Origin of the sequence: Chryseobacterium edaphi (assembly GCF_025628985.1) — a bacterium.
Taxonomy (GTDB): domain Bacteria; phylum Bacteroidota; class Bacteroidia; order Flavobacteriales; family Weeksellaceae; genus Chryseobacterium; species Chryseobacterium edaphi.
Genome location: NZ_JAOTEM010000001.1, coordinates 1,424,624 through 1,450,625, shown reverse-complemented (window position 1 = coordinate 1,450,625; position 26,002 = coordinate 1,424,624). Strand labels below are relative to the sequence as shown.

The window sequence follows — 26,002 nt, the reverse complement described above, 5'->3', positions numbered from 1 at the left end:
TTCTTTTATTTTATTAAGATTTTTTGGAATCTTATTGAGCTACGATAGTGTAAGTCAGTTCAGCAGTATATACTGTAGGATCTTGTCCTGCGATATAATTGTCAAGGTAAGTATTTGAGCCAGCTCCTTTGTATTCGATGCTGATTTTCTTGTCAACACCTCCATTTGACGAGCTTACTAACATAGTTTCAGTATTAGAAAGCTGAACGGTCTGAGCATATTGTGCACCGTTCACTGCATCAGAGCCTGCAGTTGCCTTGATCTGAATCGTATTTGCCTGAATGTTTTTTCCACCATTTTGCATAGCAGAATTAGAACTCTTTACTTTTACCTGAAAACCTCCTGTACTGAAGATGTTTAAGTGATCTGCATTCAAAGAGCTTACTCCGTTTGCATAGTCATCTTTAGTAACATAATCTAGGTTTACGATTTTTTGTGCGTTGTTCACGACTAATGTCTGGATAGGTTTCAATCTTACGTTTAGAGTAACGTTTTGTGCACTGAGGGTTCCTACACCTAATATTGCTATTGATGTAATAATGAATTTTTTCATTAAAGTTATTGTTATATTGTTTCTAAGTTTCGATTGCAAAAGTATGACGACTCAGAAGAATATAGATTGTGAAAAATGACTAATGTTTTGTGAAATTTAACAAATGATTAGAAAATACTCTGTTTTGTTGCGTTTTTGTAAATTTAAACATAATATTATATGATTAAATATAATTGTTAAAATAGATTGTTTGAATGTGAATTAAAATATCATTTTTAATATTATGTAATTAAATTAATAATTTTTAAATTAAATTATTGTTATTTATTACATAGAAGAAATTTAATATATTTTTAATTTGCTATTGTGTAATGATCAGATAAACAAGCATTCTGTCATTTTCTGATGTTACGCATTTGTTAAGCAGATCTTTTGAAGCAGCAGATAGATGTGACGTAGGAATTTTTTGATCTATTGATGAGGATGTTTGAGAAAATATAAGTTTTGATTCGGATGAACAATTTTTTTTGTCATTAAAAGTTTCAGGAAGCTTGGTGTTTGTATGTTCTTCGTTCAGTAGTTTAATTTGATAGCCATATAAATTTGACGCGACTAATTTGTTGTCGTTATTTTGATGTTTGTTGATCACGGCATGCTGTGAATCTTTTGCAGTGGCAATCGATAAAACCTGAGAAGGAAAAATTCTGATATTGATGCGAGTTTGATCTGCGCTCTGTGCAGGTAATAGTGCTGATATTCCTAAAAGGAAAGCGAACACAATATACTTGGCGTACATATTAACTAAGATGAAATGGTTTGGTTACATAAATATAGGAATTTATGCTGATATCTCCCTCATTTCAGACGGTTTTTTTCCGGTATGTTTTTTTACAAAATTGCTGAAATTGCCTTCATCGTTGAAACCCAGATCAAAAGCGATCTCCGACATGGTGAAGTTGGAGAATTTAATTGCTTTTTCGCATTCAATCTTTACTTTTTCAATGATGAGCTGTTTGGCAGATTTTCCATATACATATTCTGTCATCTCTGTAAGTCTGCGTACTGAAATTTTCAATTCTTCTGCGTAGTGCGAAACCTTTTTTGCGATTTTAAAATCTCTTTGTAGCAGAATTCTGAAGCGATTAACGTAAGAAACGTATTCCATTCTCTCATCTTTTTCAACATGATGATTTTCAACATGTAAGTAGGCGTCTAAAATAAGTCCTTCAATAGCGTTATGTGCAGCTGAAATATAAAGACTTTCATCCTTGCTCTGGAATTTTAGCAAACGTTCGACAAGAATAATTTGGTTGTATTTATTATTTCCAAAATAAGGGGCGATAAAAATTTCTGACTGAGAATTGAAAAAAACCTGAGAATTCAAAAAGAGGCTATCTTTTGAGGATTTATCGTAAAAGCCTGCTGAAAATGCAATGACATAAATCTCCTTTCCGAATGCATTGTCAATCTCAACATCTTTTTGAGGCCCGATGAAAACAGCATTTCCGCCACTGATTCTGTAAGCTCTGTTTGAAACAACGATATCCAGATCTTGTGCGGTAAGCAAAATGCAAAAAAATTCCTGTGTATTGAATTGTCTTTGATAGTTGTTGCGCTTGATAATACTGCTTATTAAACTGATGCTGAAACCTATTTTATGAAGTTGATTGGTTATCTGATACATTTTGGTGTTGAATACTTAGAATAATAACTTTAATAATTCCAAAATTAAAATAAAATTTTAAACAATTAGCAAATAATTTGTGATTATGTGTTAAAATTAATAATTTGTTATTTTATATCTTGTAATTTCCTTGTATTTGTGGCGGCCTAGGTGGTTTTAATCCCTTTCTGATCACATTGATTAAAGTTAAAAAAATGAATTTTGATTTAATATGCATCATTAAATTTTTAAAAGAAATTCACTTGTAATATTGAATTTTATTCGATAAATATTGGTTTTAGCTATAATTTAAAAGTTTTTAAAATAATTTAAATAAAATGATTTAATGAGATTAAAAAATTTTGATCATCTGTTTTAAATGAATTTTTTTAACATTTAAATTATTACTTTTGTAACAGTAAACTATTATTATTGAAATAATTGTTATTTTATAAGAAAGCATTTTGCTGTAAAAAAATGAAAATAAATTTTGAGAGGGTTCTATTGTCGATTGTAATGGCGTTTTCGTCAGTTTTTATCTTCGGTCAAAAGGAGATAAAGAAAAGAAATGATTCTCTCCCGGTCATCAAAATTGTTGGAGCAACAAAGATTTATTCAGCAGATAAATCATTGAATGATCAACTAAAAAGCAGTTCATTTTTCTTAAATAACAATGAAGTTACCTACAAAACAACTCAAGGTAAGGTTGATTCATTGATCGGAGCAAGTAAAGAAAGCAGAAAACGAAAGGTTTTTAAGAAGAAAAATATTGCAAAATAACCAGAAAGAAATATCTAAATAATCTCCATTAATTTTTTACACCTATTTAATTTATTTATACTTTGTATACGATTTGTTAATATAGGATTGTAAGAATTGCATCTGAAATGATGTAATTTTACTCCATGAGAAAGAAGAAAAAAAAGGTAACCAAAGAGCAGTTAGACGAACTTAAAGGTTTAAGAAAACATTTGACACCTCAGTTATCAATCGATAATAAAATCAATACACTCATTCAAATCAGTCAGGTATTGAGAACGATCAATTTGACGAGCACTTTTTCAAGCAATATTTCAACAGAATTTACCGGTTTGGAAGTCTTTGGGGAAAGATATAATAATTTTCCTAGAATAACTTCTGTGATCGATGAAGCAATTGTGTATTATGATGAACAGTTAAACTCATTTCCACAATCTTCTTAAAAACACCGCTGTATACATAATACCAACCAATGAAATTTTCATTGGTTTTTTTATTTTCAATGTTGATTTTGCAGTAATCGGTAATGATTTTATCTTTATTACTTAGAATATCTTTATCAATTTACTCAACCCGAAAGAGCAGGATACTACAATTTGCAAAAATGTATACTTTTATAAAAAATGAAACGAAAATAATCTTCTTTTAAAAAATGAAAGTTATTTTACTGATTATGTGTTTGTAACCAAATATAAAAATCAGATCATATAGCAATATAATTAAATTATGAAATTTCAAAATACATCCAATTTTATATTATCTCTCTTCGCATTTTTCCTGTTTTCATCAACTGTGAAAAGCCAGGACAAATTTCCCGACGGAACTACAATTCCAAAATGGTTTAAAGAAAACAAGCCTACAGACATCAATAAACTAGGAAAAAAATACATCCTTACCGACAACGGTGTCAAGAATGACAGTACGATTCTTCAGACCAAAGAACTTCAGGCTGTGATTGATTTGGCGGCTAAAAACGGTGGTGGAGTCATAGTAGTTCCAAAAGGAACATTTCTCATCAGCTCGGTTTTCTTCAAGCAGGGAACGCATTTGCATCTGGAAAGTGGCGCGAAATTAAAAGGAAGCGACGATATCAATGATTTTCCGGTGGTCACCACAAGAATGGAAGGTCAGACGGTAAAATATTTTCCTGCTTTAATTAATGCTGACGGATTGGATGGTTTCACGATTTCAGGAAAAGGAACTTTGGACGGAAACGGACTTCGCTTCTGGAAATCTTTTTGGAAAAGACGCGAGTGGAATCCAAAATGCACCAATATGGACGAAATGAGACCAAGAATTCTCTACGTTTCCAATTCGAAAAACATTCAAGTTGAGGGAATTACCATAAAAAATTCGCCTTTCTGGAGCACTCATTATTATAAAAGTGATTTTGTTAAATTATTAAACCTGACAATTATTGCTCCAAAAGAACCTGTAAAAGCACCAAGTACAGACGCAATCGACATCGATGCCTGCACAAATTTTTTGGTTAAAAACTGTTATCTTTCAGTAAACGATGACGCCATTGCATTAAAAGGCGGAAAAGGTCCAAAAGCCGACAAAGATCCGAATAATGGAGAAAACAGAAACATCATCATCGAAGATAATACGTTTGGATTTTGTCACTCAGCATTAACTTGCGGAAGCGAATCGATTCATAATTACAACATTATTTTCAGAAACTCCACCGTGAATGATGCTTCAAGATTATTACACTTGAAAATGCGTCCTGACACGCCTCAACATTACGAATACATTACCGTTGAAAACATCAAAGGAAACGTAAAAACTTTCTTGTATGTAAAAGGCTGGAGCCAGTTTTTTGATTTGAAAGGAGAAGAAGCACCAAAAAGGAGATTAGCAAATAATATTACCTTAAAAAATATTGATATCACTTGTGAAATAGCTTTTGATATTGAAAAATCTGACCTGTACGAGTTAACAGATTTTACTTTGGAAAACTTAAAAATAAAAGCACTTAAACCTAAAGAAGAAAACTTAGATGCGATTAAAAATCTGAAAAAAGTCAAAGTCAATGTTACTCAAATCGCTGCTTTAGACAAATCTTACGACAAAAAAGACGATTCCGACGAAGGCAAAAAATAATGAATTATTCTTGCAAAATATTCGTTCTCTTATGTTTATGCTCACAATTACTGCATTCTCAATCTAAGGAAATCCAATTCCTGAGCGGGACAGATTCTGAGCATACAAAAGAATGGGATTTTTGGATAACCGGCGGAAGAAAATCCGGAAGTTGGGATAAAATAAAGGTTCCTTCACAATGGGAACAGCAGGGATTTGGCTCGTACAATTACGGAAGAGATTACGTCACCTACGGCAAGAATTTTAAATTCAATGATGAAGTAGGTCTGTACAAACATAAATTTTCAGTTCCGAATTCGTGGAAAGGAAAATCAGTCAATATCGTTTTCGAAGGTTCGATGACCGACACCGAAGTGAAAATCAACGGAAAATTGGCCGGAGAAATTCATCAGGGTGCTTTTTATGAATTTAAATATGATATTTCGGATAAATTAATTTTCGGAAAAGAAAATATTCTGGAGGTCAAAGTTTCCAAAATGTCTGCGGATAAATCAGTTAACAACGCAGAACGTCTCGCAGATTATTGGGTTTTAGGCGGAATTTTCAGACCGGTATATTTGGAAGCAAGCTCAAAAGAAAACATCACATCAACATCAATTGATGCTAAAGCAGACGGAACGTTTCGCTCGAATATTTATTTAAAAGGAATCAATTCTGTCAATAATTTAAAGGTTGAAATTTTTGATATTAAGAATAATCTCGTCGGCGAATCTCAGCTTAATATTGAAAAAGGCGATACTTTAAAACAAATTCAATTCTCCGTTAATAATCCAAAACTCTGGACAGCGGAAACGCCTAATTTATACAAGGCAAAATTCAGCTTAAATAAAAACAGAAAAAATATCTATCAAACCGAAGAAAAATTCGGTTTCCGAACCATTGAAATTTGTAAAGGTGACGGAATTTTCATCAACGGAACAAAGGTAAAAATGAAAGGCATCAATCGTCACGTTTGGTGGCCTGAAACAGGTAGAGCAATGACGGAAAATATCGATTTGATGGACGTTCAGCTCATCAAGGAAATGAATATGAATGCCGTTCGCTGTTCGCATTATCCGCCAAATAAATCATTTCTTCAAATTTGCGATTCGTTGGGTTTATATGTTTTGGATGAACTCGCTGGCTGGCAAAAAAAATACAGCACAGAAGTTGGTAAAAAGCTTGTGAGAGAAATGGTTACGCGCGATGCGAATCATCCATCCATTATTTTTTGGAGCAACGGAAACGAGGGCGGACATAATTTTGATTTGGATGCAGAATATGCAAAATATGACCTTTCCAACCGTCCTGTTATTCACGCGCATCATAAGCCTGGAAATGCTTTCAACGGCATCGACTGCAATCATTACGAAGATTATTACAGCACCAAAAAAATTCTCGAAGGAGAAAATATTTATATGCCAACCGAGTTTCTGCACGCACAGGATGATGGCGGTGGCGGAACTTCTCTGGCCGATTACTGGGAATTGCATTGGAATTCCAAAAAAGGTGCAGGCGGATTTCTCTGGGCATTTGCAGACGAAGGTTTGGTACGAACCGATTTTAATAATCAACTCGATGTGAACGCAATCAACGCTCCGGATGGATTGGTGGGTCCGCATCGTGAAAAAGAAGGAAGTTTTTACGCGATTCGGGAAATTTACAGTCCGGTAAAAATAGATTTGAAAACGTTGCCGGAGGATTTTAATGGAACAATTCCTGTTGAAAACCGATATCATTTTACGAATTTAAATGAATGTCAGTTTGAATGGAAATTAGTCAAATTTAAAACACCATTTTCATCTGAATCGGGATTTGATTTGGTTAAAAATGGTAGGGCAGAATCTCCGAATATTGAACCCAGTGAAAAAGGAAATATTAAATTAAATCTTCCAACCAACTGGAAAGAAAGTGAAGCCATAATGCTGACTGCGACCGATTCTTTTGGAAAAGAAATTTACACGTGGACTTGGAAAATCAAGTCGAACGATGATATTTCCAAACAGTTTTCGAAATCCTTAATCAAAGAATTTTCGGTTTCAGTTATCGAAAATGATTCTTTGTTTATTTTAAAATCAGACGAGAAAGAATTTTCATTTGGAAAAAAAGATGGATTGTTAAAGTCTGTGATTTTAGATAAAAAAGGCAAAAAAATGAACTTCCGAAACGGACCGGTTTTCGTGAATGGAAAAACAGAATTATCAACCATAAAAGCTTTTGCAGAAGGACAAAATCAAGGTATTCAGATTTCCTACAAAGACGGGACAAAAGCCGTTTGGAAACTGAATCCGAATGGAATTTTAGAATTAAATTATGAATATTCGCTTGCCGGAGATTATCAGTTTGCGGGCGTGAGTTTTGACTATCCCGAAAATTATGTCATCGGCGCAAAATGGCTCGGTAAAGGTCCATATCACGTTTGGAAAAATCGTACGCAAGGACAGACTTACAATGTTTGGCAAAATCTGAAAAACTCAACCAGAACAGGTTTTTCACCTTGGATTTATCCTGAATTTAAAGGCTATTTCGACGATATTTCGTGGTTGCAACTGAATACTGCGGAAGGTAGAATAGCAATCGGAACGAAAGAAGAAAAAATGTTCGTCAGACTCTTTGATTTTTATGGAATTTACGGTGCAGAAGGTTATCCGAAATTACCGACAGGAAATATTTCATTCCTCGACGCCATTCCGCCGTTGGGAACAGCCTTGGCGTTTAACATTAATAATGACACTTCGACTTTAGGCCCTGAAAGTGAACCAAACCATTTGAATGGAACTTTTAAAAGAACTTTGTACTTCTATTTTGGTCTGCCTGATTTGGGCGATGAAAATAAGCAGTTTACAATGCCGAAAGAAAATATTTTAACAGATTAAGATGCAGAACTTGATGAGATTTTTGATGCTGTTTTTGGGTTCGTTTTTGTTTGCGCAACAAACAACGTTCATGTTTGATTTTGGTACAGACAGAACCGAAAACGGATTTATTCCCATCACGTCAACCTCAAAATTTGATAAGAAAATCGGTTACGGATTTGTGGATATTTCCGGTTTGAAATCTATTGATAACGGCGGAAATGCTTTGACGGGAGATTATATTACCAGCGACAAACCATTCTATTTTTCAGTCGCGATTCCTGAAGGAAATTATAATATTACATTAAAGCTTGGCGATACCGAAAGAACATCCGAAACAACCGTTCGTGTAGAAAACCGCCGTCTGATGCTGAATGATATTAAAACGAAAAAAGGTGAAATCCTCGAAAAACAAATCACCATTCACGTCAAAGACAGCATCATCCGAAATCAGGACGGAACTCAAATCGGAATTGTAAAACTGAAACCAAGAGAACGGAAATATTTGCACTGGGACAATTTGCTGACGATTGAATTCAATGACAAAGCATCGAAAGTTTGTTCGGTCATCATTCAGCCCAACAAAACCGCAAAAACCATCTATCTGACGGGCGATTCCACGGTTGTGGATGCGCAGTACGAACCCTGGGCGTCGTGGGGACAGATGTTACCTTATTTTTTTGTTCCGAATGAAGTCGTGATTGCCAACTACGCCGAAAGCGGAGAAACCCTGAAAGCCTTTGAAGACCGCCACCGAATCGATAAAATCTGGAATAAAATAAAGCCTGGAGATTATCTTTTCATTCAGTTTGGGCACAACGACCAGAAAGCGGGGAACAGTACAAAATCCGGCTACAAAAAACGATTAAAAGAATGGATTTTAAAGGCCAAAGAACTGAGAGCAATTCCTGTGTTGGTCACCTCAATGAACCGCAGAGTTTTTGACGAGAACAATAAAATCGTCAATACTTTAGATGATTTTCCTGATGCAATGCGTGAAATTGCGAAGGAAGAAAAAGTCGATTTAATTGATTTGAATGCCTTGACCAAAACCTTGTTTGAAGCGATGGGACCGGAAGAAGCAAAAAGAGCATTCGTGCATTATCCCGCAAATTCTTATCCCAACCAACCGACCGCTCTGGCTGATGATACACATTTCAATACGTATGGCGCTTACGAATTGGCAAAATGTGTCGTGAAATCAATCGTCGACCAAAATTTATCTTTAAAGAAATATATTTCAAAAAATTATAAAAGTTTTAACCCAAATAAACCTGATAAAGTTGAAGAATTTCACTGGCCGGAATCTGTTTTTATGGAATCTTTGAAACCAGATGGAAATTGAAAAATAATAGATTGGTTCGAAAAGAAATTTTGTTTGCTCCAACCCTAAAGTGAGCAAAATTTCTGTGAAATATTTCAGCAAAATTACTCCCTTAAGGGTCGGGAAAATAATTTTGATGAAATTGAAAGTCCTGAAAGGACGTTATCAAAAGCATTGGGTGAAGCCCAATGATAAAATGAAGAAATAATAAACGAGCCCTGAAAGGGCGAAATCAAAACGTAACAAAAAAATCTTTGATTTTTAAAACTAATGTGTTCTTTATAGCAGTCGAATCATTCACTTATAAATAACTAATATGTCCAAAAATCTTTTGTGACTTTGTGGTTAAATTAAACAGTCAAAAATGAAAATTAAAAATATAGTCAGCCTTAGTCTCCTCTGTTTTGCTTTCGGAAATCTCTCCGCACAAAACCCGTGGCCACAAACCACCGAGACCGCGAAACCGTGGACCCGCTGGTGGTGGATGGGAAATGCCGTTGATGAAAAAGGATTGGATAAACAACTGACCACTTTAAATAAGGCAGGTTTTGGAGGTGTGGAAATCGTGCCGATTTATGGCGCAAAAGGTTTTGAGAAACAATACCTCACTTACCTTTCTCCGGAGTGGATGAAAATGCTGCAGTTCACGACCAACAAAGCAAAAAGCCTGAATATGGGCGTTGATATGTCGGTAGGAACAGGTTGGCCAATCGGTGGTCCACAAGTTGACGAACAGGATGCTGCGACAAAAATGATTGTACAAACCTACACGATTTCATCTGGTGAAAAATTTTCAGATAAAATCGCTCTGAAAGATGAGAAACAGAAGAATTTAAAAACAGTAAAACTCGATATTGTCACGGCTTACAATGAAAAAAATGAAGCTGTAGTTTTAACGGATAAAATCGATGCTGACGGAACTTTGAACTGGAAACCAGGTGCAGGAAAATGGACGGTTTACGCAGTTTTCGTTGGCAAAACTTTACAAAAAGTAAAACGTGCTGCACCGGGTGGAGAAGGTTACACTTTAAACCACTTTTCGCCGGACGCGACGAAGGATTATCTGAAAACTTTTGACAAGGCTTTTGGAAATTCCAACTACGGAATCAGGTCTTTTTTTAATGACAGTTATGAGGTTTATAACGCTGACTGGACGCCGGATTTTTTAAATGAATTCAAAAAAAGAAGAGGATATGACTTAAGTCCGTTCATCAAATATCTCGTGAGCAACGAAGAAAATGAAATTGCGGGAAGGGTAAAATCGGATTATAGAGAAACTTTGAATGAATTGATTTTAAATAATTTCACCAAAGATTTTACCAACTGGGCACATTCAAAAAACTCAAAAAATACCAATCAGGCACACGGTTCGCCGGGAAATTTGTTGGATTTGTACGCAGCTGTCGATATTCCCGAATCTGAAACTTTCGGAAGTTCGATTTTTGAAATTCCAGGATTGAAGAGAGATACTGCGGATATTCAGAAATCAGATATGCCGGATTTTAATATGTTGAAATTTGCATCTTCGGCAGCGAATGTGACGGGCAAAAAATTAACTTCCAACGAAACTTTTACGTGGCTGACAGAGCATTTCAAAACCTCGTGGTCACAGGCAAAGCCGGAAGTAGAGCAGGTGTTTTTATCGGGAATCAATCACGTTTTTTACCACGGTACGACGTACACACCGGCCGATGAGAAGTTTCCGGGATGGCTGTTTTATGCGTCGGTAAATTTCGTTCCTGAAAACAGTTTGTGGCCACATCTGAAAGGATTAAATTCTTATATCGAACGCACACAATCTGTTTTGCAGAGCGGAAAATCGGATAACGAACTGCTGATGTACTGGCCGGTTTACGACCAATGGGCAAGTCCGAAAGGGAAGGATGTGACGTTCAAAGTTCATAACGTGGAAAAATGGCTGGTGCCGACTCCGATGTACGAAAATATGAATAAGCTCAGTAAAATGGGATATTCTCTCGATATGATTTCGGATAAAATGATTGGTGAATCAAAGTCGGAAAATCAGAAAATTCAGGTTTCGAAGGAAGGCTCGGCTTATCAGGTTTTAATTATTCCTGAACTGACGTATTTGCCGGAATCTACTTTAAAAAACATCCTGAATTTAGCTCAAAATGGTGCATCTGTCATATTTCAAAACGAACCCAAAGATATTCCCGGAAACTTTGAAGTCGAAAAAAGAAGAACGCAGTTAAAATCTTTATGGAATCAGATTCCGTTTCAAAACCAAGCCGGAAATGTGAAATTTGCTAACGTTGGTAAAGGAAAAATTGTATTAAGTTCTGATGTTGCAAAAGCTTTGGAATATTTAAAAATTGAAAGAGAAAAACTGACTGATACTGGATTGAAATTCGTGAGAAGACAGTTCGACGGCGGAAAATATTATTACATTGTCAACCATACTTCAAAGGAAATCAATCAAAATATTCCTTTAAATTTCACAGGAAAGCAAGTTACTTTAATGAACCCTGAAAATGGCGATTTCGGAATTGCCGAGACTCAGAATAATTCAGTAAAAGTTCAGTTGAAATCAGGAGAATCATTAATTATCAAAACTTCTGACATTCCGGATAATTCAATTGCAAAATGGAATTATATTGAAAAAACCGAAGCGCCGATTCTTTTAAACCAATCTTGGCAATTGACTTTCAGAGAAGGCGGTCCCGAACTTCCGAAACCCAAAATTTTAGACAAACTTCAGCCTTGGACCAACTTCACAGAAGATGCTTCAACCCAAAGTTTTTCCGGAACCGGAGTGTACACGACGACTTTAAAGTTAAAAAAGAAAAACGCTGACGATTATCTTCTGAAACTCGATAAACTCTACGAAAGTGCAAAAGTAATTGTCAACGGCCAGGATGCCGGAATTGTCTGGAGTCTGCCTTTTGAAATCAACATCGGAAAATATCTGAAGAAAGGAAAAAATACCATCCAAATCGAAGTCTGCAACCTGATGGCTAACAGAATCCGTGATATGGACCAAAAGAAAATCCAGTGGAGAAATTACCACGAAATCAATTTTGTGAATATTAACTATAAGCCGTTTGACGCATCCAACTGGAAAGTTCAGCCTTCTGGTTTGGACGGACAAATTCAAATAATTCCAATTCATTATTCAAAATAAAAATTAATTATGACTAAAAATATCATAAAAACATTCGCATTAGGAACTTTGCTGACATTCAGTTTTTCTAATGCCCAACAGAAACCGAAAGTCGTTTTAGACAACTTTTTCAACAACGAAAAAAAGGAAAACAAGGAAACCAAAGTATTGGAATCGTGGCATTACACGTGGAACGATACCAGCAACGGTGGATTTTCTCTGTTGGGAGAAATCTTTACAAAACAAGGTGCAGAAATCAGTACTTTGACGACGGCCCCGACCAAAAAAGATTTGAAAAACGCCAATATTTACATCATCGTCGATGCCGATATTGATAAAGAAGCATATGGCGGAAAGGCCAATCTGATTGACCCGACCAGCATCAAAAACCTCACAGATTGGGTGAAAATAGGAGGTGTTTTGGTTCTGATGAGCAACGATAACGGCAATTCAGAATTCGAACATTTCAACAAACTTGCTGGCGAATTTGGAATTCATTTCAACGATGATAGCTACAACCGCGTTCAGAAAAGAGAATTTGAGCAGGGAAAAGTGATGGTTCCAGCCGGAAACGAAATTTTCTCTGAGCAGAAATTATATATGAAGGAAGTGGCAACGGTTTCCGTGAAAAGTCCGGCGAAAGAATTGCTTTCTGCGGAAGGCAAAAACATCGCAGCCATCGCAAAAATAGGCAAAGGAACTGTTTTCGCACTAGGCGACCCGTGGTGCTACAATGAGTACATCGACGGCAAAAAATTACCCGCAGATTTCACCAATTATCAGGGAACTGAGGAGTGGGTAAAGTGGCTGTTAAAGCAGACTTCTAAGAAATAATTTTTTTAAAGTGCAATCGGTTGAAGTTGTTTAGAAAGATTTATTTGGGCAGCTATTTCCGCCTTCCGCTCCCAATCTTTTTTGCAAGACGATTCAGTTTAAATAGAACTTGCAGTCTAAGCAAAAAAGGATTTCCGCTCAAGTCGGGCTGCGAGAATCGAGAAACGAGATTTCTTGATTCAAAGTAAAAATAGAAACTAAGTGATAGATTCACGGTTTTAAAATGTTTTTAAATTTTTAAAAGCCCTGAAGGGCAACATCAAAAGCATTGGTTAAAGCCCAATGATAATTAGAAGTACAGATTTCAACCAGCCCTGAAAGGGCAATATCAAAAGCATTGGGTGAAGCTCAATGATAGATTAAAGGAAGATTTCACACAGCCCTGAAAGGGCGAAATCAATTAAAATAACCTTTGGAAAACGGCAACCATTAGCCAAAACTTATAAAATCAGAATTATGAATGTAAAATTCAAATTTATTTTAGGCGCCATTCTTTTTTCAGAACTCCTGTCTGCACAAAGACAAATGGAATATCTGAAACGGGGTATCGTTGCCATACCTTCAGATTCAGGCGTTTTTGTGAGTTGGCGATTGCTAGGCACAGAAGCTCAAAACACCCATTTTGATTTGTACCGAACTGAAAATAATTCAACCAGAAAGCTGAACGAAAAACCACTTTCAAACGAAACCAATTTTTTAGATAAAACCGCCGACAAAGCAAAAAACTACACTTATTTCGTCAAATCAAATACTCAGGACAAATCGGTTGATATTGATTCTGCAAACTATGTAGCGAATCAAAAACCATATTTTTCTATTCCGCTGAAAACACCTCAAGGTTACACGCCAAATGATGCATCAGTCGCAGATTTGGATGGCGATGGAGAATATGAAATCATCCTTCATCAAACCGGAAGGTCAAAAGACAACAGCCAAAAAGGAGAAACCGACCCACCAGTTATTCAGGCTTATAAAATGGATGGGAAGCTTTTGTGGGAAATCAATTTAGGTAAAAACATTAGAGAAGGCGCACATTACACGCAATTTTTGGTCTACGATTTAGACCAGGACGGCAAAGCGGAAATCGTAATGAAAACAGCCGATGGAAGCAAAGACGGCAAAGGAAAATTTATCGGTGACCCGACAAAAAATTACGTCAACGAAAACGGAATGATTCTCTCCGGACCGGAATTTCTGACTGTTTTTGACGGAGAAACCGGCGCAGAAATTCATACCGTGAATTATGAAGTTCCAAGATTTGCCGGCAGTTTAAATCCAACCGATGAAGAAATGACCGAAACCTGGGGCGACGCCAAAGGAAACCGTTTAGACCGATTTTTGGGAGCCGTTGCTTATCTGGACGGCAAAACACCGAGCGTCATTATGTCGAGAGGCTATTACACCAGAACGGCAATTGCAGCTTGGGATTTTAAAGATAAAAAACTCAGCCTGCGATGGCTTTTTGATACGGAAAGTTCCGAAGAAAATAAAAAATACCGCGGACAGGGAAATCATAATTTAAGCATTGCGGATGTCGATAACGACGGAAAAGACGAAATTGTTTTCGGTGCAATGACCGTTGATGACGACGGGAAAGTGTTGAATAGCACAGGTTACGGTCACGGCGATGCTTTGCACGTTGGAGATTTAGACCCATCGAATCCGGGACTGGAAATTTTTGATATTCAGGAAAGATTTGATGATGCAGGAGCGCATTTCAGGGACGGCAAAACCGGAAAAGTTTTATGGAAATTACCGTCCACAGTGTATAGTGAAGCAGGAAAATTTCAGGGACCGGGACGTGGCTTGTCATTAAATATCGACCCTCGTCACGAAGGTTCGGAATCGTGGGCAGCCGGAGCCGGATTGAAAGGAGTTTATAACAAGAAAGGAAAAAAAATCAGCAACAAAAATCCTCCAGCGAATATGGGAATTTACTGGGATGGTGATTTCTTAAGCGAAATTTTAGACGGAACCAATGTATTAAAATGGGACTGGAAAAAAGAAAAATCCAATCTGATTTTTGATGCAAAAAGTTTCCAGTGTGAATCGAATAACGGAACAAAGAAAAATCCTGCTTTGGTGGCTGATTTATTCGGAGACTGGCGTGAAGAGGTGATGTACAGAACGGCCGATAATCAGGAATTGAGAATTTTTTCTACGACCATCCCAACAAAACACAGATTGTACACTTTGATGCATAATCCGCAATATAGATTGAGTATTGTCTGGCAAAATGTCGGGTACAATCAGCCTCCGCATACCGATTATTATTTGGATGAATCGATTAAGGAAATGCCAAAACCGAATTTTAAAACAGTAAAACCTTAGAATAAAATTGATAAAAATAAATTAAAATATATGAAAAGATTACTCATTAGAAATGGTGTTTTTGCTCTTGTCATCGCAGCTTTGTCTTCGTGTTCAGTTCAGAAGACAACGACGGCAAAAGATGTTGAGCTACCCAACAAAAAAGAAGTTTTGGAAGTCTCGAGAAGAGCCAACCAATACTTTATGAACAAATGGCCGGATACCAAAAAAGAGATTATTGGCAAAAAAGTCTGGCCAAGTAATCTCTGGACAAGAGCGGTTTATTATGAAGGATTGATGGCACTTTACACCGTTGATCCTAAAAAAGAATACTACGATTACGCAATGTCGTGGGCAAACAATCACAATTGGGCGTTACAGCGTGGAACTTATACCCGAAATGCCGATCATCAAGCCTGCGGACAAACCTATTTAGATCTTTATGAAATTGATGGAAGAAAAAATCCTGAAAGAATAAAAGACGTAAAAGCTGCGATGGACAGTATGATTGTAACGGATAAAGTAGATGATTGGTGGTGGATCGACGCACTTCAAATGTCAATGCCGATTTTTACGAAACTTGGTAGAATTACAGGAGAGCAAAAGTATTTCGATAAAAATTACGAAATGTATGCCTATACCAAATATAAGCACGGCGGAAATGGTTTGTATAATCCAATAGATAAAATCTGGTGGAGAGATAAAAGTTTCGTTCCACCTTATAAAGAACCGAATGGCGAAGATTGCTACTGGAGTAGAGGAAACGGTTGGGTAGTTGCAGCTTTGGCGAAAACTTTACAAGATACTCCAAAATCTGATCCTCATTATCAGGAATATCTGAAAGATTATAAAGATTTGTTAGCGGCATTGCTTCCAACTCAAAGAGAAGATGGTTTTTGGAATGTGAGTTTACACGATCCTACAAATTTCGGAGGAAAGGAAATGACAGGAACCGCACTTTTCGTTTATGGAATGTCATATGGAATCAATAATGGATTGATCGACAGAGAAACTTATTTGCCAGTTGTGGTAAAAGCGTGGAACGCAATTGCTAAAGATTCTGTGCAACCAAACGGATTTTTAGGTTGGGTACAGGGAACAGGAAAAGAGCCAAAAGATGGACAACCGCTTGCTGTAGACAAACAGCCGGATTTTGAAGATTATGGTTTGGGTTGTTTGCTACTTGCGGGAAGTGAGGTTTATAAATTGAAATAGATTTTTTAAAATAATTGAAAGACTTAATAATGAAAATTGTTAAGTCTTTTTTGTTGGTATAAATGAAATGGTGAATATGTAAATAGTCAAAATTTGAAAAAATAAATTTAGATTCATATTTTGGTATCTAAATAAGGATTAAAAAATGTCTTAAAATAAATGTAACTTTCAATATAATAATGTGTTGTCGATAGTATGAGAAATTATAGAAAAAGTCTTATTTTACAATAATATATAGGCATGACACCACAAGATGCGTAACCGATTACATCTTGTTAATTTTCAAATTCAACCAATACAATAATTATGAATGCATTATTAGGAGTTTTATTCCATTTCTTAGGAGGATTTTCTTCGGGAAGTTTTTACTTACCCTATAAAAAGGTAAAAGGTTGGTCGTGGGAAACGTATTGGTTGATAGGAGGAGTTTTCTCCTGGATCATTGTTCCGCCGCTTGCTGCTTTTCTTACCATACCTGGTTTTTGGGATATCATTCAGAATGAAAGTTCTTCTATTTTGGGACTGACTTTTTTGTTTGGTGCTTTATGGGGAATCGGTGGCTTCACCTATGGTTTGGGCGTTCGATATTTGGGTGTTGCGCTTGGAAGCAGTATAATTTTGGGACTTTGTATGGTTTTCGGATCATTAGTTCCTTCCATATATTATGAATTTTCTCCACAATCAGGTAAAGATAATATTGGATTAATGTTTTCCAGCACGTGGGGACAGTTTGTTTTATTGGGACTTTTGGTTTGCGTTGTCGGAATCATTATTAGCGGAAAAGCCGGGATGATGAAAGATAAAGAACTTCAAAAAGAATCGATTGATCCACATGGTGTAGAAGTAAAAACTGAATATAAATTTGGTTTAGGATTAATCGTCTCTATCATATCCGGGGTTTTGAGTGCTTGCTTCAACTTCGGATTGGAAGCCGGTAAACCAATGGCGAATGTTGCCAACGAAGCCTGGAAACTGGCAAATCCTGATCAGGGAGAATTTCTTTTTCAGAATAATGTAACTTATGTAGTCGTTCTTTGGGGCGGAATGGCGGTCAATCTGATTGGTTGTCTGTACTTGGCAAATAAAAATAAAACATATACCGACTACGTCAAAAAAGATGTTCCGACTTTTAGGAATATCCTTTTCTGTGCGCTTGCCGGAACAATGTGGTATCTGCAGTTTTTCTTTTACGGAATGGGAGAGAGCAAGATGGGGAATGGCGCAAGTTCTTGGATTCTGCACATGGCATTTATTATTTTGATAGCCAATCTTTGGGGAGTTATTATTAAGGAATGGAAAGGTGTTTCCAAAAAAACCATTACTACTATTTCCATTGGAATGTTTGTTTTATTAATATCAATTTTAATAGTGGGTTACGGAAATTCTTTAAGATAGTTTAAGTAAAATTTACAACTTATTAATTTCATCAATTTTATATAGTTTCAATTTTGTAAGGCACTGATAAAGATCAGTGCCTTTTTTTTTGCAATTTGTATACTTTTTTGTAAAAATTATTTTAAACTGATGGCGAATCTCCAGTTGCGATTTATTTATCGATTTCAAATTTTATTCGTTTTTTTATAACTGAATCACTAATAGTTTTAAATTTTATATCAAATATTTATAAATATTTAAGTTAAATTAAGAATTTTGTAAGGCAGGATATTGCAGGATGCCAAAACTTTTGTAACAATGTACTTTGGTGACAGAATTAAATAATGTAAATAAAAATTAATATATGTCATTAATAATTAAACCTAAGAATTTTAAGCCACTCATCGCACCGCTATTTTTGCTTGCGTCTGGTTTGATGTTCGGACAAAAAGCAGTAAGTGATACTGCAAAAACAAATACCAAAGATATCGAGGAAGTAGTAGTTATCGGATATGGTAAAATTAAAAAGTCTGATCTCACTGGATCTGTATCATCTGTATCTGCAAAAGATCTTGCGGCGACTCCCGCAATGAATGCTTTACAGGCTTTGCAAGGTCGAGCAGCCGGTTTGAATATTGTTACAGCAGGTGGAGCCCCCGGAGCGGCTGCAAACGTAACCGTTCGTGGTGGTGCATCAATTACTCAAGGAACAGAACCGTTGTACATAGTTGATGGTTTTCAGCTAGATAATGCTTTGAACATCATCAATCCTAATGATATTGAAAGCATAGATGTATTGAAAGGAGCTTCTGCGATTGCAATTTACGGAGCGCGTGGATCCAATGGTATTATTGTTATTAAAACAAAAACCGGTGCAAAGGGAAGAATCACGATCAACTATAATTCTTTCATGGCATTTGATATGCTTTCAAAGAAATTGGATATGGTTTCAAACTCTGAACAATATGTAAAATACCAATATGAGATGGCTCAGCTTCAGGCAAAAACAACTACATGGAGTAATGTTTTTGATAATGGTTTGGGTATAGATTCACCAGGATTTTATACGGGTGCATTTAACAGAATAAGCAATCGTTATGGTTCTGCACCTGCACTAGACTGGCAAGAAAAAATGCTTGGCGGAACGGGCTTGACTACCAACCAAAACGTAAGCGTTTCTGCAGGTAATGAGAAAACTCAGGCTTTCATCAGTTATAACTATAATAAACAGGAAGGTTTATTACAAAACTTTAGCGAAACAAGAAATTCATTACGTGCTAATATCAATTCAGAATTGTATAAAGGAATACGTTTAGATTTCAGTTCGATGTTTACTTCCAATTCGACTAATGGTGGAGGAGCCTATTCCGGAATGAAAAAAATCCTCCTTCAGCCAATTAACGGAGGAACATTGTTTACACAAGATCAGCTGTTTAATACTCAGACTTTCCCAGATTACTCTGCTTTAGATTCTAGTTTTGATACTGAAAACCCTTATGTAGAAACTGCGGCATCTACTTCAAACAGAAGAGCCAGGACTTTCTTAGCAAACGTAGGTTTGGAATTTGATTTATTGAAAGGTTTGACATTTAGAACTGCAGGATCTTATAACTGGACAAATACTAAATCCACTGCATTTTCAGATAAAAATTCACGCGCATTTCTTACAGATCCTGTGAACACGGGAATCAATGGAAGTATTGGAAATTCTGAAGCATACCGATATCAGATTACCAATACTTTAACTTACAATAAGAATTTTGGTGAAAAACACAAACTAACTGCTTTAATTGGTAATGAAATAATCTATCAGGAAACTGAAAGTAACAGCATGAGATTGATAAAGTTTCCAGCTATTTTAAATTATGGGTTAAACGATATCTCAAATGCTACTGTTTCTGATAAGGATGCAGACAAATCTTCACTAAGCTTACTATCATATTTTGCACGTGTAAATTACAATTATGACAACCGCTATTTGTTAACAGGTACAGTTCGTAGAGATGGCTCATCAAAATTTGGTCCTGAAAATAAATATGGTGTGTTTCCATCTGTAGCTGCTGCATGGAGAGTTTCACAGGAAGGTTTCTGGAAAAATTCTAAAATAGATAACTATGTCAATGATCTGAAATTCAGATTTGAATATGGTATTGTAGGTAATAATAGTTTACCAAATAACGTATTCAGAACCAATGTTGTAGGAACAGATTATCCTTTAAATAATACGGTAGGTAATTTAGCGTTAGTTACAAGTAGTGTTTTAGGAAATCGTATGGTGCAATGGGAGGAGATGAGATCTACAAACATTGGAGTAGATTTAGCATTATTTAACAATAGAGTAAAATTAACTTCCGAATGGTACAATAACAATGTATCAAGCATGTTATTGCAAACTGTACTTCCTGCTTCTACAGGATATTCAAGCACCTATAAAAACATCGGTTCAATGAAGAATTCCGGTATGGAATTCACTTTAAATTCAATCAACCTAAAATCTGAAGACTTCAGATGGTCAACTGATGCCAACATAGGATTTAATAAGTCTAAAGTACTGTCTCTTGATGAGGGTCGAACATTCAGGAACTTCAGCGTAGGAAGCAATAGAGCAGGTATGGTAACATATTATGCAACCGTTGGAGAAGAATTGGGTGATATGTATGGATATGTTTATCAGGGAATTTATACCACTGATGACTTTACCCAAGCTTCAAACGGAACATTAACCTTGAAGCCGGGTGTTGTGAAACCTGCATCAGGAACTCCAAAACCAGGAGATATTAAATTTGCGGCAGATAATGCAGCCGGAGATCAGTTTACAAGACAATTAGTAAAAATTGGAAACGGTACACCTGATTTTATTGGAGGATTGAGTAATAACTTTTCTTACAAAGGTTTTGATCTTGCAGTATTCTTGAAATTCAGTGTAGGTGGAGATATTTACAATGCCACAAAACACAGTATGAGTCCGTATGCTTTGTTCCAGAACGTACCTTCAGAATTCGGTGATAACTATTACCATGTGGTTGATCCAATTACAGGACAGGCTGCAACAAGTTTGGTGAGATTAAAAGAACTAAATCCTAATGAAAGTGATAGACTTTGGAGCTTAGGGACTACAAATTCAAGTTATATTACTTATCCTTCATCATATTATGTAGAAGATGGTTCATACTTGAGAATTTCTATGGTAACTCTGGGTTATTCTTTTCCAAAAGAATTTATAAGCCATGTTAAATTAACAAATGCACGTATCTATGCAACTGTGAATAATTTAGCAACGATTACTGGTTATTCAGGATTTGATCCTGAAGTTTCGGCAGCAAGTGGCGTTACAGTTACTCCGGGATATGATAATTCTTCTTTTCCAAGATCTAGAAGTTATGTTCTTGGTATTAATCTTACTTTTTAATATTTAAATGTTTCAATCATGAAAAATATATTTAATAAACACAATTTAATAAAAAAACTGATTATCGTTCCAACGATTTTAATTGCAGGATTAAGTATCAATTCTTGTAGTGATGAGTTTTTAAATCAACCCGCATACAATTCGTCTGATACAGAGTCTGTATTTACAAATATCGAAACTGCAGATGCCTTTGTTCAGGGTTTATACAGAGGTCTTATCCCTACAGAGATGTTCTATCAACTAGGAGCGGGAGATACCGTAACTCATTCTTCTGAAGATGGATCAACCAATAATTCAAAATACAATATCTGTAATTATCAGTATGATGCAAAAACGCCTAATACGGTTACAGGAATTTATGCTGCAATGTACGCCGTCATAGAAAGAACTAATATTGCAATTGACAGATTACCGGATATGCCTGCAAGCACGAAACGTGATGCGTTATTAGCTGAAGCAAAAGCAATTCGCGCCTTTTGCTACTACAATCTTATTAGAGTGTATGGTGACGTACCAGCGATCTGGATTCCTTTGGAAGAGGCAGATCCTAATGATCCTGCGACACTTTATCCTAAACGTACTTCACGTGATGTAATTTATGACAAGGTTATTGGTGATATTCAAGAATCTATTGGTAACATGCCTGTTTCTAATGGAACTCCTGAGAGATTAAACAGACAATCTACCAATGCAATTTTAGCAAGAATTGCTTTGTATGCAGCGGGATATTCTCTTCGTTGGGATCTTAATACCGGATCTGCAGGTACAATGTCTCGTCGTCCAGATAACGCAAGAGTTCAGCAATTATATCAGATTGCAGATGCAGCATTATCTTCAGTTATTAACGGAGGTACCAATAGCTTAGTGCAGGCTCAAGGTGGTAAAAGCGGTTTTGAAGCTTTATGGTTCAATTTTGACAGAAGAAATTTTTCTACTGTAAATCAGGAGATGATGTGGCACATCGCTGAATACGGACCAAATACCAATTCAGCCTTTGGTGTTTATGCACATCCGGGTTCAAGAGGAGGTACATATGGCTCTCGTAAAGCATTACAGTTTATACTTCCAAGTTATTATCTTTCTTTTAACGCTTTAGATAAACGTAGAGATGTTGCTACAACATCTTACAGTATTTATTTCTTAAATGCAGGTGCAGCAACGGATACTTGGGTTGATGTAGGGACTACATATTCTTGTATTATGCCGGGTAAATTCAGAATTTCATGGTGTGTTGAGCCACAAGCTGCAGACGCACGTAACCTGAATATTCCGATTATGAGATACGCAGATGTCTTGTTAATGTATGCTGAAACACAAAATTATTTGAATAATGGTCCTACTGCAGCTGGAATCGCTGCTTTGCAACAGGTAAGAAACCGTGCAGGGATTAGCTCTATGACAATTCCAAGCGGACAACAAGCTTTCGAATCAGCAATTGTTCAAGAGCGTAAATGGGAATTTTCTGACGAGTTTATGCTTCGTACAGATTTAATTAGAATGAATAAACTAGCGACAGAAATTGATGCTACAAGACAGGCAATGAAGAACTTATCAAACCGTACGGGTCAATTTGCAGCAACACCAATTTATCGTCTTTATAAGTATCATAAGAATACACAGGTTTACGGAGATCCATTCTTGGCAGTTACTTATATTGATTTAACTAATCCTGCACAGATTGCACAAGTTCAGGCAGTTCCTACAAGTTCTGCAGGTTATGCAGCTTATCAAACAACTTTGAAGGCTATAGCATTAGCAAACGGACAAGCTTCAACTACTGATGACAAATGGTATCCTGCAAATATGTTCCAAGCTTATACAAGTACATTTAATGGTAACGCAAGAAAAGCTGTAGGATTTACTGCAGGTTTCAATGTACTCCAAATCGGAAATATTATCTATACAAAACCAACAGGATCTTTTGAGAATGGAGGAGTGTATCCAAACTGGATCGAAGGTGGAGGTGATGGACTTTTCTACGGATTTGTACCAAACAAAACAGAACTACTTCCTTTTGCTTCGGCTTCTGCAGGTCATCCTTTAGTTGATAACCCTAACTTGACTCAGCTTCCTGGGTACTAATCAAGACTAAACACCAAGCAAAATATTAATTTATACTTAACCTAATTAAAATTACCGTACAGCTGAACCGGAACGTGATAAATATCATTGTTAATTTATCTTTAAATAATCGGTTCAGCAGTATAGTACGGGATGCTGTAGAAAATGCTACAGTCTAAATTTGGGTAAAATTCAGAAACAAAAAGAAAACAAATGGAAAACGTAAAAACATTTAAATACGTAGATTATTTATGGGATGAAGAAAAAGCAGCATCATTTGGCGACGACCAGGTGGCTTTATTTTTATACCGTTCAAACATATTAGGAGCAGACCTTAGAATTACCAATTATGGTGGTGGTAACACAAGTTGCAAAACCATAGAAAAAGATCCTTTGACCAACGAAGAAGTTGAAGTAATGTGGGTAAAAGGTTCAGGTGGAGACATCGGAACACTTACAAGAAAAGGAATCGCCGGATTATATACGGAAAGATTAAGAAATCTTAAAAATGTTTACGGAGGTCTTGCAGACGAAGACAGAATGGTAGGTTTATTCGACCACTGTATTTTTGATCTTGAAAGCAAAGCTCCGTCTATTGATACGCCTCTTCACGGTTTACTTCCATTTAAACATATCGATCACCTTCACCCGGATGCTCTAATTGCAGTAGCTGCCGCTAAAGACAGCGAAGCGATTACCAAAGAAATCTGGGGAGATACAATGGGCTGGGTTCCATGGCAGCGTCCCGGTTTTGATTTAGGTCTGCAGCTGGAAAAATGTTTAGCCGATAATCCTGGAATCAGAGGAATCGTTTTGGGTAGCCACGGTTTGTTCACATGGGGAGATACTTCTTATGAATCTTACATGAACAGTCTGGAAGTAATCGAAATGGCTTCTGAATATATCGCTAAAAAAATCGAAGAAAAAGGACAGGTTTTTGGCGGACAAAAAGTGGAGTCTCTACCTGCTGAAGAACGTAAAAACAAAGCTGCTCAGATTATGCCTTTGTTGAGAGGTTTAGCCTCTTCTGAAAACAGGATGGTAGGTCATTTCACAGACAGCGACGTTGTTTTGGAATACATCAACAGTAATGATTTGGAAAGACTGGCTCCGCTTGGAACTTCTTGTCCGGATCACTTCTTAAGAACAAAAATTCAGCCTTTAGTGTTGACTTTAGATAAAAATGAAGATTTAAGTGATTCTAAAGCTATTTTAGAAAAATTAAATCCACTTTTTGAACAGTACAGACAGGAGTACAAAGACTATTACGAAACGTGTAAACATCCAAACAGCCCTGCAATGCGTGACCCGAATCCGGTGATCATCATCTACCCGGGAGTGGGAATGTTCAGTTTCTCAAAAGATAAGCAGACAACGCGTGTTGCGAACGAATTTTACGTAAATGCAATCAACGTAATGCGTGGCGCAGAAGCTATCTCTGAATATACTTCTCTGCCAAGACAGGAAGCATTCGACATCGAATACTGGTTATTGGAAGAAGCGAAGCTTCAGAGAATGCCTAAAGAAAAACCATTGTCAAGAAAGGTTGCTATCGTAACTGGAGCAGGAGGTGGAATTGGGCAGGCCATCGCAGACAAAATGGTTCAGGAGGGTGCAGTCGTTGTTTATACAGATTTAAATCAGGAAGCAGTAGAATCTGTGACTGCAAAATACAGCAAAGACCAGGCTGTAGCCGTGACTTGTGATGTGACCAGCGAAGAGGCAATTGCCAACGCTTTCAAAGAAGCTGTTTTAGCTTTTGGTGGAGTAGACATTATCGTGCATTCTGCAGGTTTGGCTATTTCTAAATCTTTGGAAGATACCACTACAAAAGACTGGGATTTACTTGAAAATGTTTTGGTAAAAGGTCAGTTCTTAATGGCGAAAAGTGGTGCTGAAGTTTTGAAAAAGCAGAATTTAGGTGGAGACATCGTAAGCATTGCTAGTAAAAACGGATTGGTTGCGGGACCAAACAACGTAGCCTACGGAACAGCGAAAGCAGCTCAACAGCACATGACAAGATTGTTGGCAGCAGAATTGGCAGCCGATAAAATCCGTGTGAATGTGGTAAATCCGGACGGAGTTATCGTTGGAAGTAAAATCTGGGAAGGTTCTTGGGCAGAAGGTCGTGCAAAAGCCAACGGAATTTCTGTAGAAGAATTGCCTGCATTTTATGCAAAAAGAAATTTATTGAACGAAATTATCCTTCCTGAAGACATCGCAAACGGAGTTTTTGCCTGTGTAGCAATCTTAGATAAAACCACAGGAAACATCATCAATGTAGATGGCGGAATGGCAAATGCTTTCCCAAGATAATATTAAAAATTTAACCACAAAAGGCACAAAAGTTTATTGAAGTTATTATTCGGATTCTGAAAAGATCAAATAAGGATTACCGAAATTTGTTGAATTGAAAAGACAAGGCTTACTTGAACTTTAATGCGCAAAACATTAAAGCTAGAAATTTTCAGGAAAGCTTTTGTGACTTTTGTGGTAAAA

General features: G+C 36.5%; 16 protein-coding genes. 13 read left to right on the top strand and 3 right to left on the bottom strand.

Going from position 1 to position 26,002, the window contains the following annotated elements:
- Positions 1-31: 31 nt before the first annotated feature.
- The 3 genes from NZ698_RS06780 to NZ698_RS06770 form a co-directional block, all read right to left on the bottom strand.
- Positions 32-553 carry a hypothetical protein gene (locus NZ698_RS06780; protein WP_263002316.1) on the bottom strand — a complete coding sequence of 174 codons (522 nt, stop codon included), beginning with the start codon at positions 551-553 and terminating at the stop codon, positions 32-34.
- Positions 554-854: 301 nt separating this feature from the next.
- A complete protein-coding gene (locus NZ698_RS06775) occupies positions 855-1,289 on the bottom strand; it encodes a hypothetical protein (RefSeq protein ID WP_263002315.1) in 435 nt (144 codons plus the stop codon).
- A gap of 42 nt (positions 1,290-1,331) precedes the next feature.
- Positions 1,332-2,177, bottom strand: a complete 846-nt coding sequence (locus NZ698_RS06770; protein WP_263002314.1) for a helix-turn-helix domain-containing protein — start codon at positions 2,175-2,177, stop codon at positions 1,332-1,334.
- A gap of 456 nt (positions 2,178-2,633) precedes the next feature.
- Here NZ698_RS06770 and NZ698_RS06765 point away from each other — a divergent pair, with 456 nt between their 5' ends.
- The 13 genes from NZ698_RS06765 (at position 2,634) to NZ698_RS06705 (ending at position 25,819) form a co-directional block, all read left to right on the top strand.
- Positions 2,634-2,936 (top strand): hypothetical protein, encoded by a 303-nt coding sequence (locus NZ698_RS06765; RefSeq protein ID WP_263002313.1) that lies wholly within the window; start codon positions 2,634-2,636, stop codon positions 2,934-2,936.
- A 125-nt stretch (positions 2,937-3,061) separates the two neighbouring features.
- A complete protein-coding gene (locus NZ698_RS06760; RefSeq protein ID WP_263002312.1) occupies positions 3,062-3,358 on the top strand; it encodes a hypothetical protein in 297 nt (98 codons plus the stop codon).
- Positions 3,359-3,641: 283 nt separating this feature from the next.
- A complete protein-coding gene (locus NZ698_RS06755; protein WP_263002311.1) occupies positions 3,642-5,021 on the top strand; it encodes a rhamnogalacturonidase in 1,380 nt (459 codons plus the stop codon).
- Complete coding sequence (locus tag NZ698_RS06750; RefSeq protein WP_263002310.1) at positions 5,021-7,876, top strand: glycoside hydrolase family 2 protein; 2,856 nt, start codon at positions 5,021-5,023, stop codon at positions 7,874-7,876. Before NZ698_RS06755 ends, NZ698_RS06750 begins: the two co-directional genes overlap by 1 nt.
- 1 nt (position 7,877) lies before the next feature.
- Positions 7,878-9,200 carry a rhamnogalacturonan acetylesterase gene (locus NZ698_RS06745; RefSeq protein ID WP_263002309.1) on the top strand — a complete coding sequence of 441 codons (1,323 nt, stop codon included), beginning with the start codon at positions 7,878-7,880 and terminating at the stop codon, positions 9,198-9,200.
- Positions 9,201-9,543: 343 nt separating this feature from the next.
- Positions 9,544-12,321 (top strand): glycosyl hydrolase, encoded by a 2,778-nt coding sequence (locus NZ698_RS06740; protein ID WP_263002308.1) that lies wholly within the window; start codon positions 9,544-9,546, stop codon positions 12,319-12,321.
- Between the two features lie 9 nt (positions 12,322-12,330).
- A complete protein-coding gene (locus tag NZ698_RS06735; protein WP_263002307.1) occupies positions 12,331-13,134 on the top strand; it encodes a hypothetical protein in 804 nt (267 codons plus the stop codon).
- 456 nt (positions 13,135-13,590) lie between these two features.
- A complete protein-coding gene (locus NZ698_RS06730) occupies positions 13,591-15,465 on the top strand; it encodes a rhamnogalacturonan lyase (protein ID WP_263002306.1) in 1,875 nt (624 codons plus the stop codon).
- Positions 15,466-15,495: 30 nt separating this feature from the next.
- A complete protein-coding gene (locus NZ698_RS06725; protein ID WP_263002305.1) occupies positions 15,496-16,659 on the top strand; it encodes a glycoside hydrolase family 88/105 protein in 1,164 nt (387 codons plus the stop codon).
- Between the two features lie 306 nt (positions 16,660-16,965).
- Complete coding sequence (gene rhaT / locus NZ698_RS06720) at positions 16,966-18,054, top strand: L-rhamnose/proton symporter RhaT (protein WP_263002304.1); 1,089 nt, start codon at positions 16,966-16,968, stop codon at positions 18,052-18,054.
- A 343-nt stretch (positions 18,055-18,397) separates the two neighbouring features.
- Entirely contained in the window at positions 18,398-21,442 is a 3,045-nt protein-coding gene (locus NZ698_RS06715; protein WP_263002303.1) for a SusC/RagA family TonB-linked outer membrane protein, read from the top strand.
- A gap of 18 nt (positions 21,443-21,460) precedes the next feature.
- Positions 21,461-23,524, top strand: coding sequence for a RagB/SusD family nutrient uptake outer membrane protein (locus tag NZ698_RS06710; RefSeq protein WP_263002302.1), 2,064 nt, complete (start codon positions 21,461-21,463; stop codon positions 23,522-23,524).
- Between the two features lie 192 nt (positions 23,525-23,716).
- Entirely contained in the window at positions 23,717-25,819 is a 2,103-nt protein-coding gene (locus NZ698_RS06705) for a bifunctional aldolase/short-chain dehydrogenase (RefSeq protein ID WP_263002301.1), read from the top strand.
- Positions 25,820-26,002 lie beyond the last annotated feature (183 nt).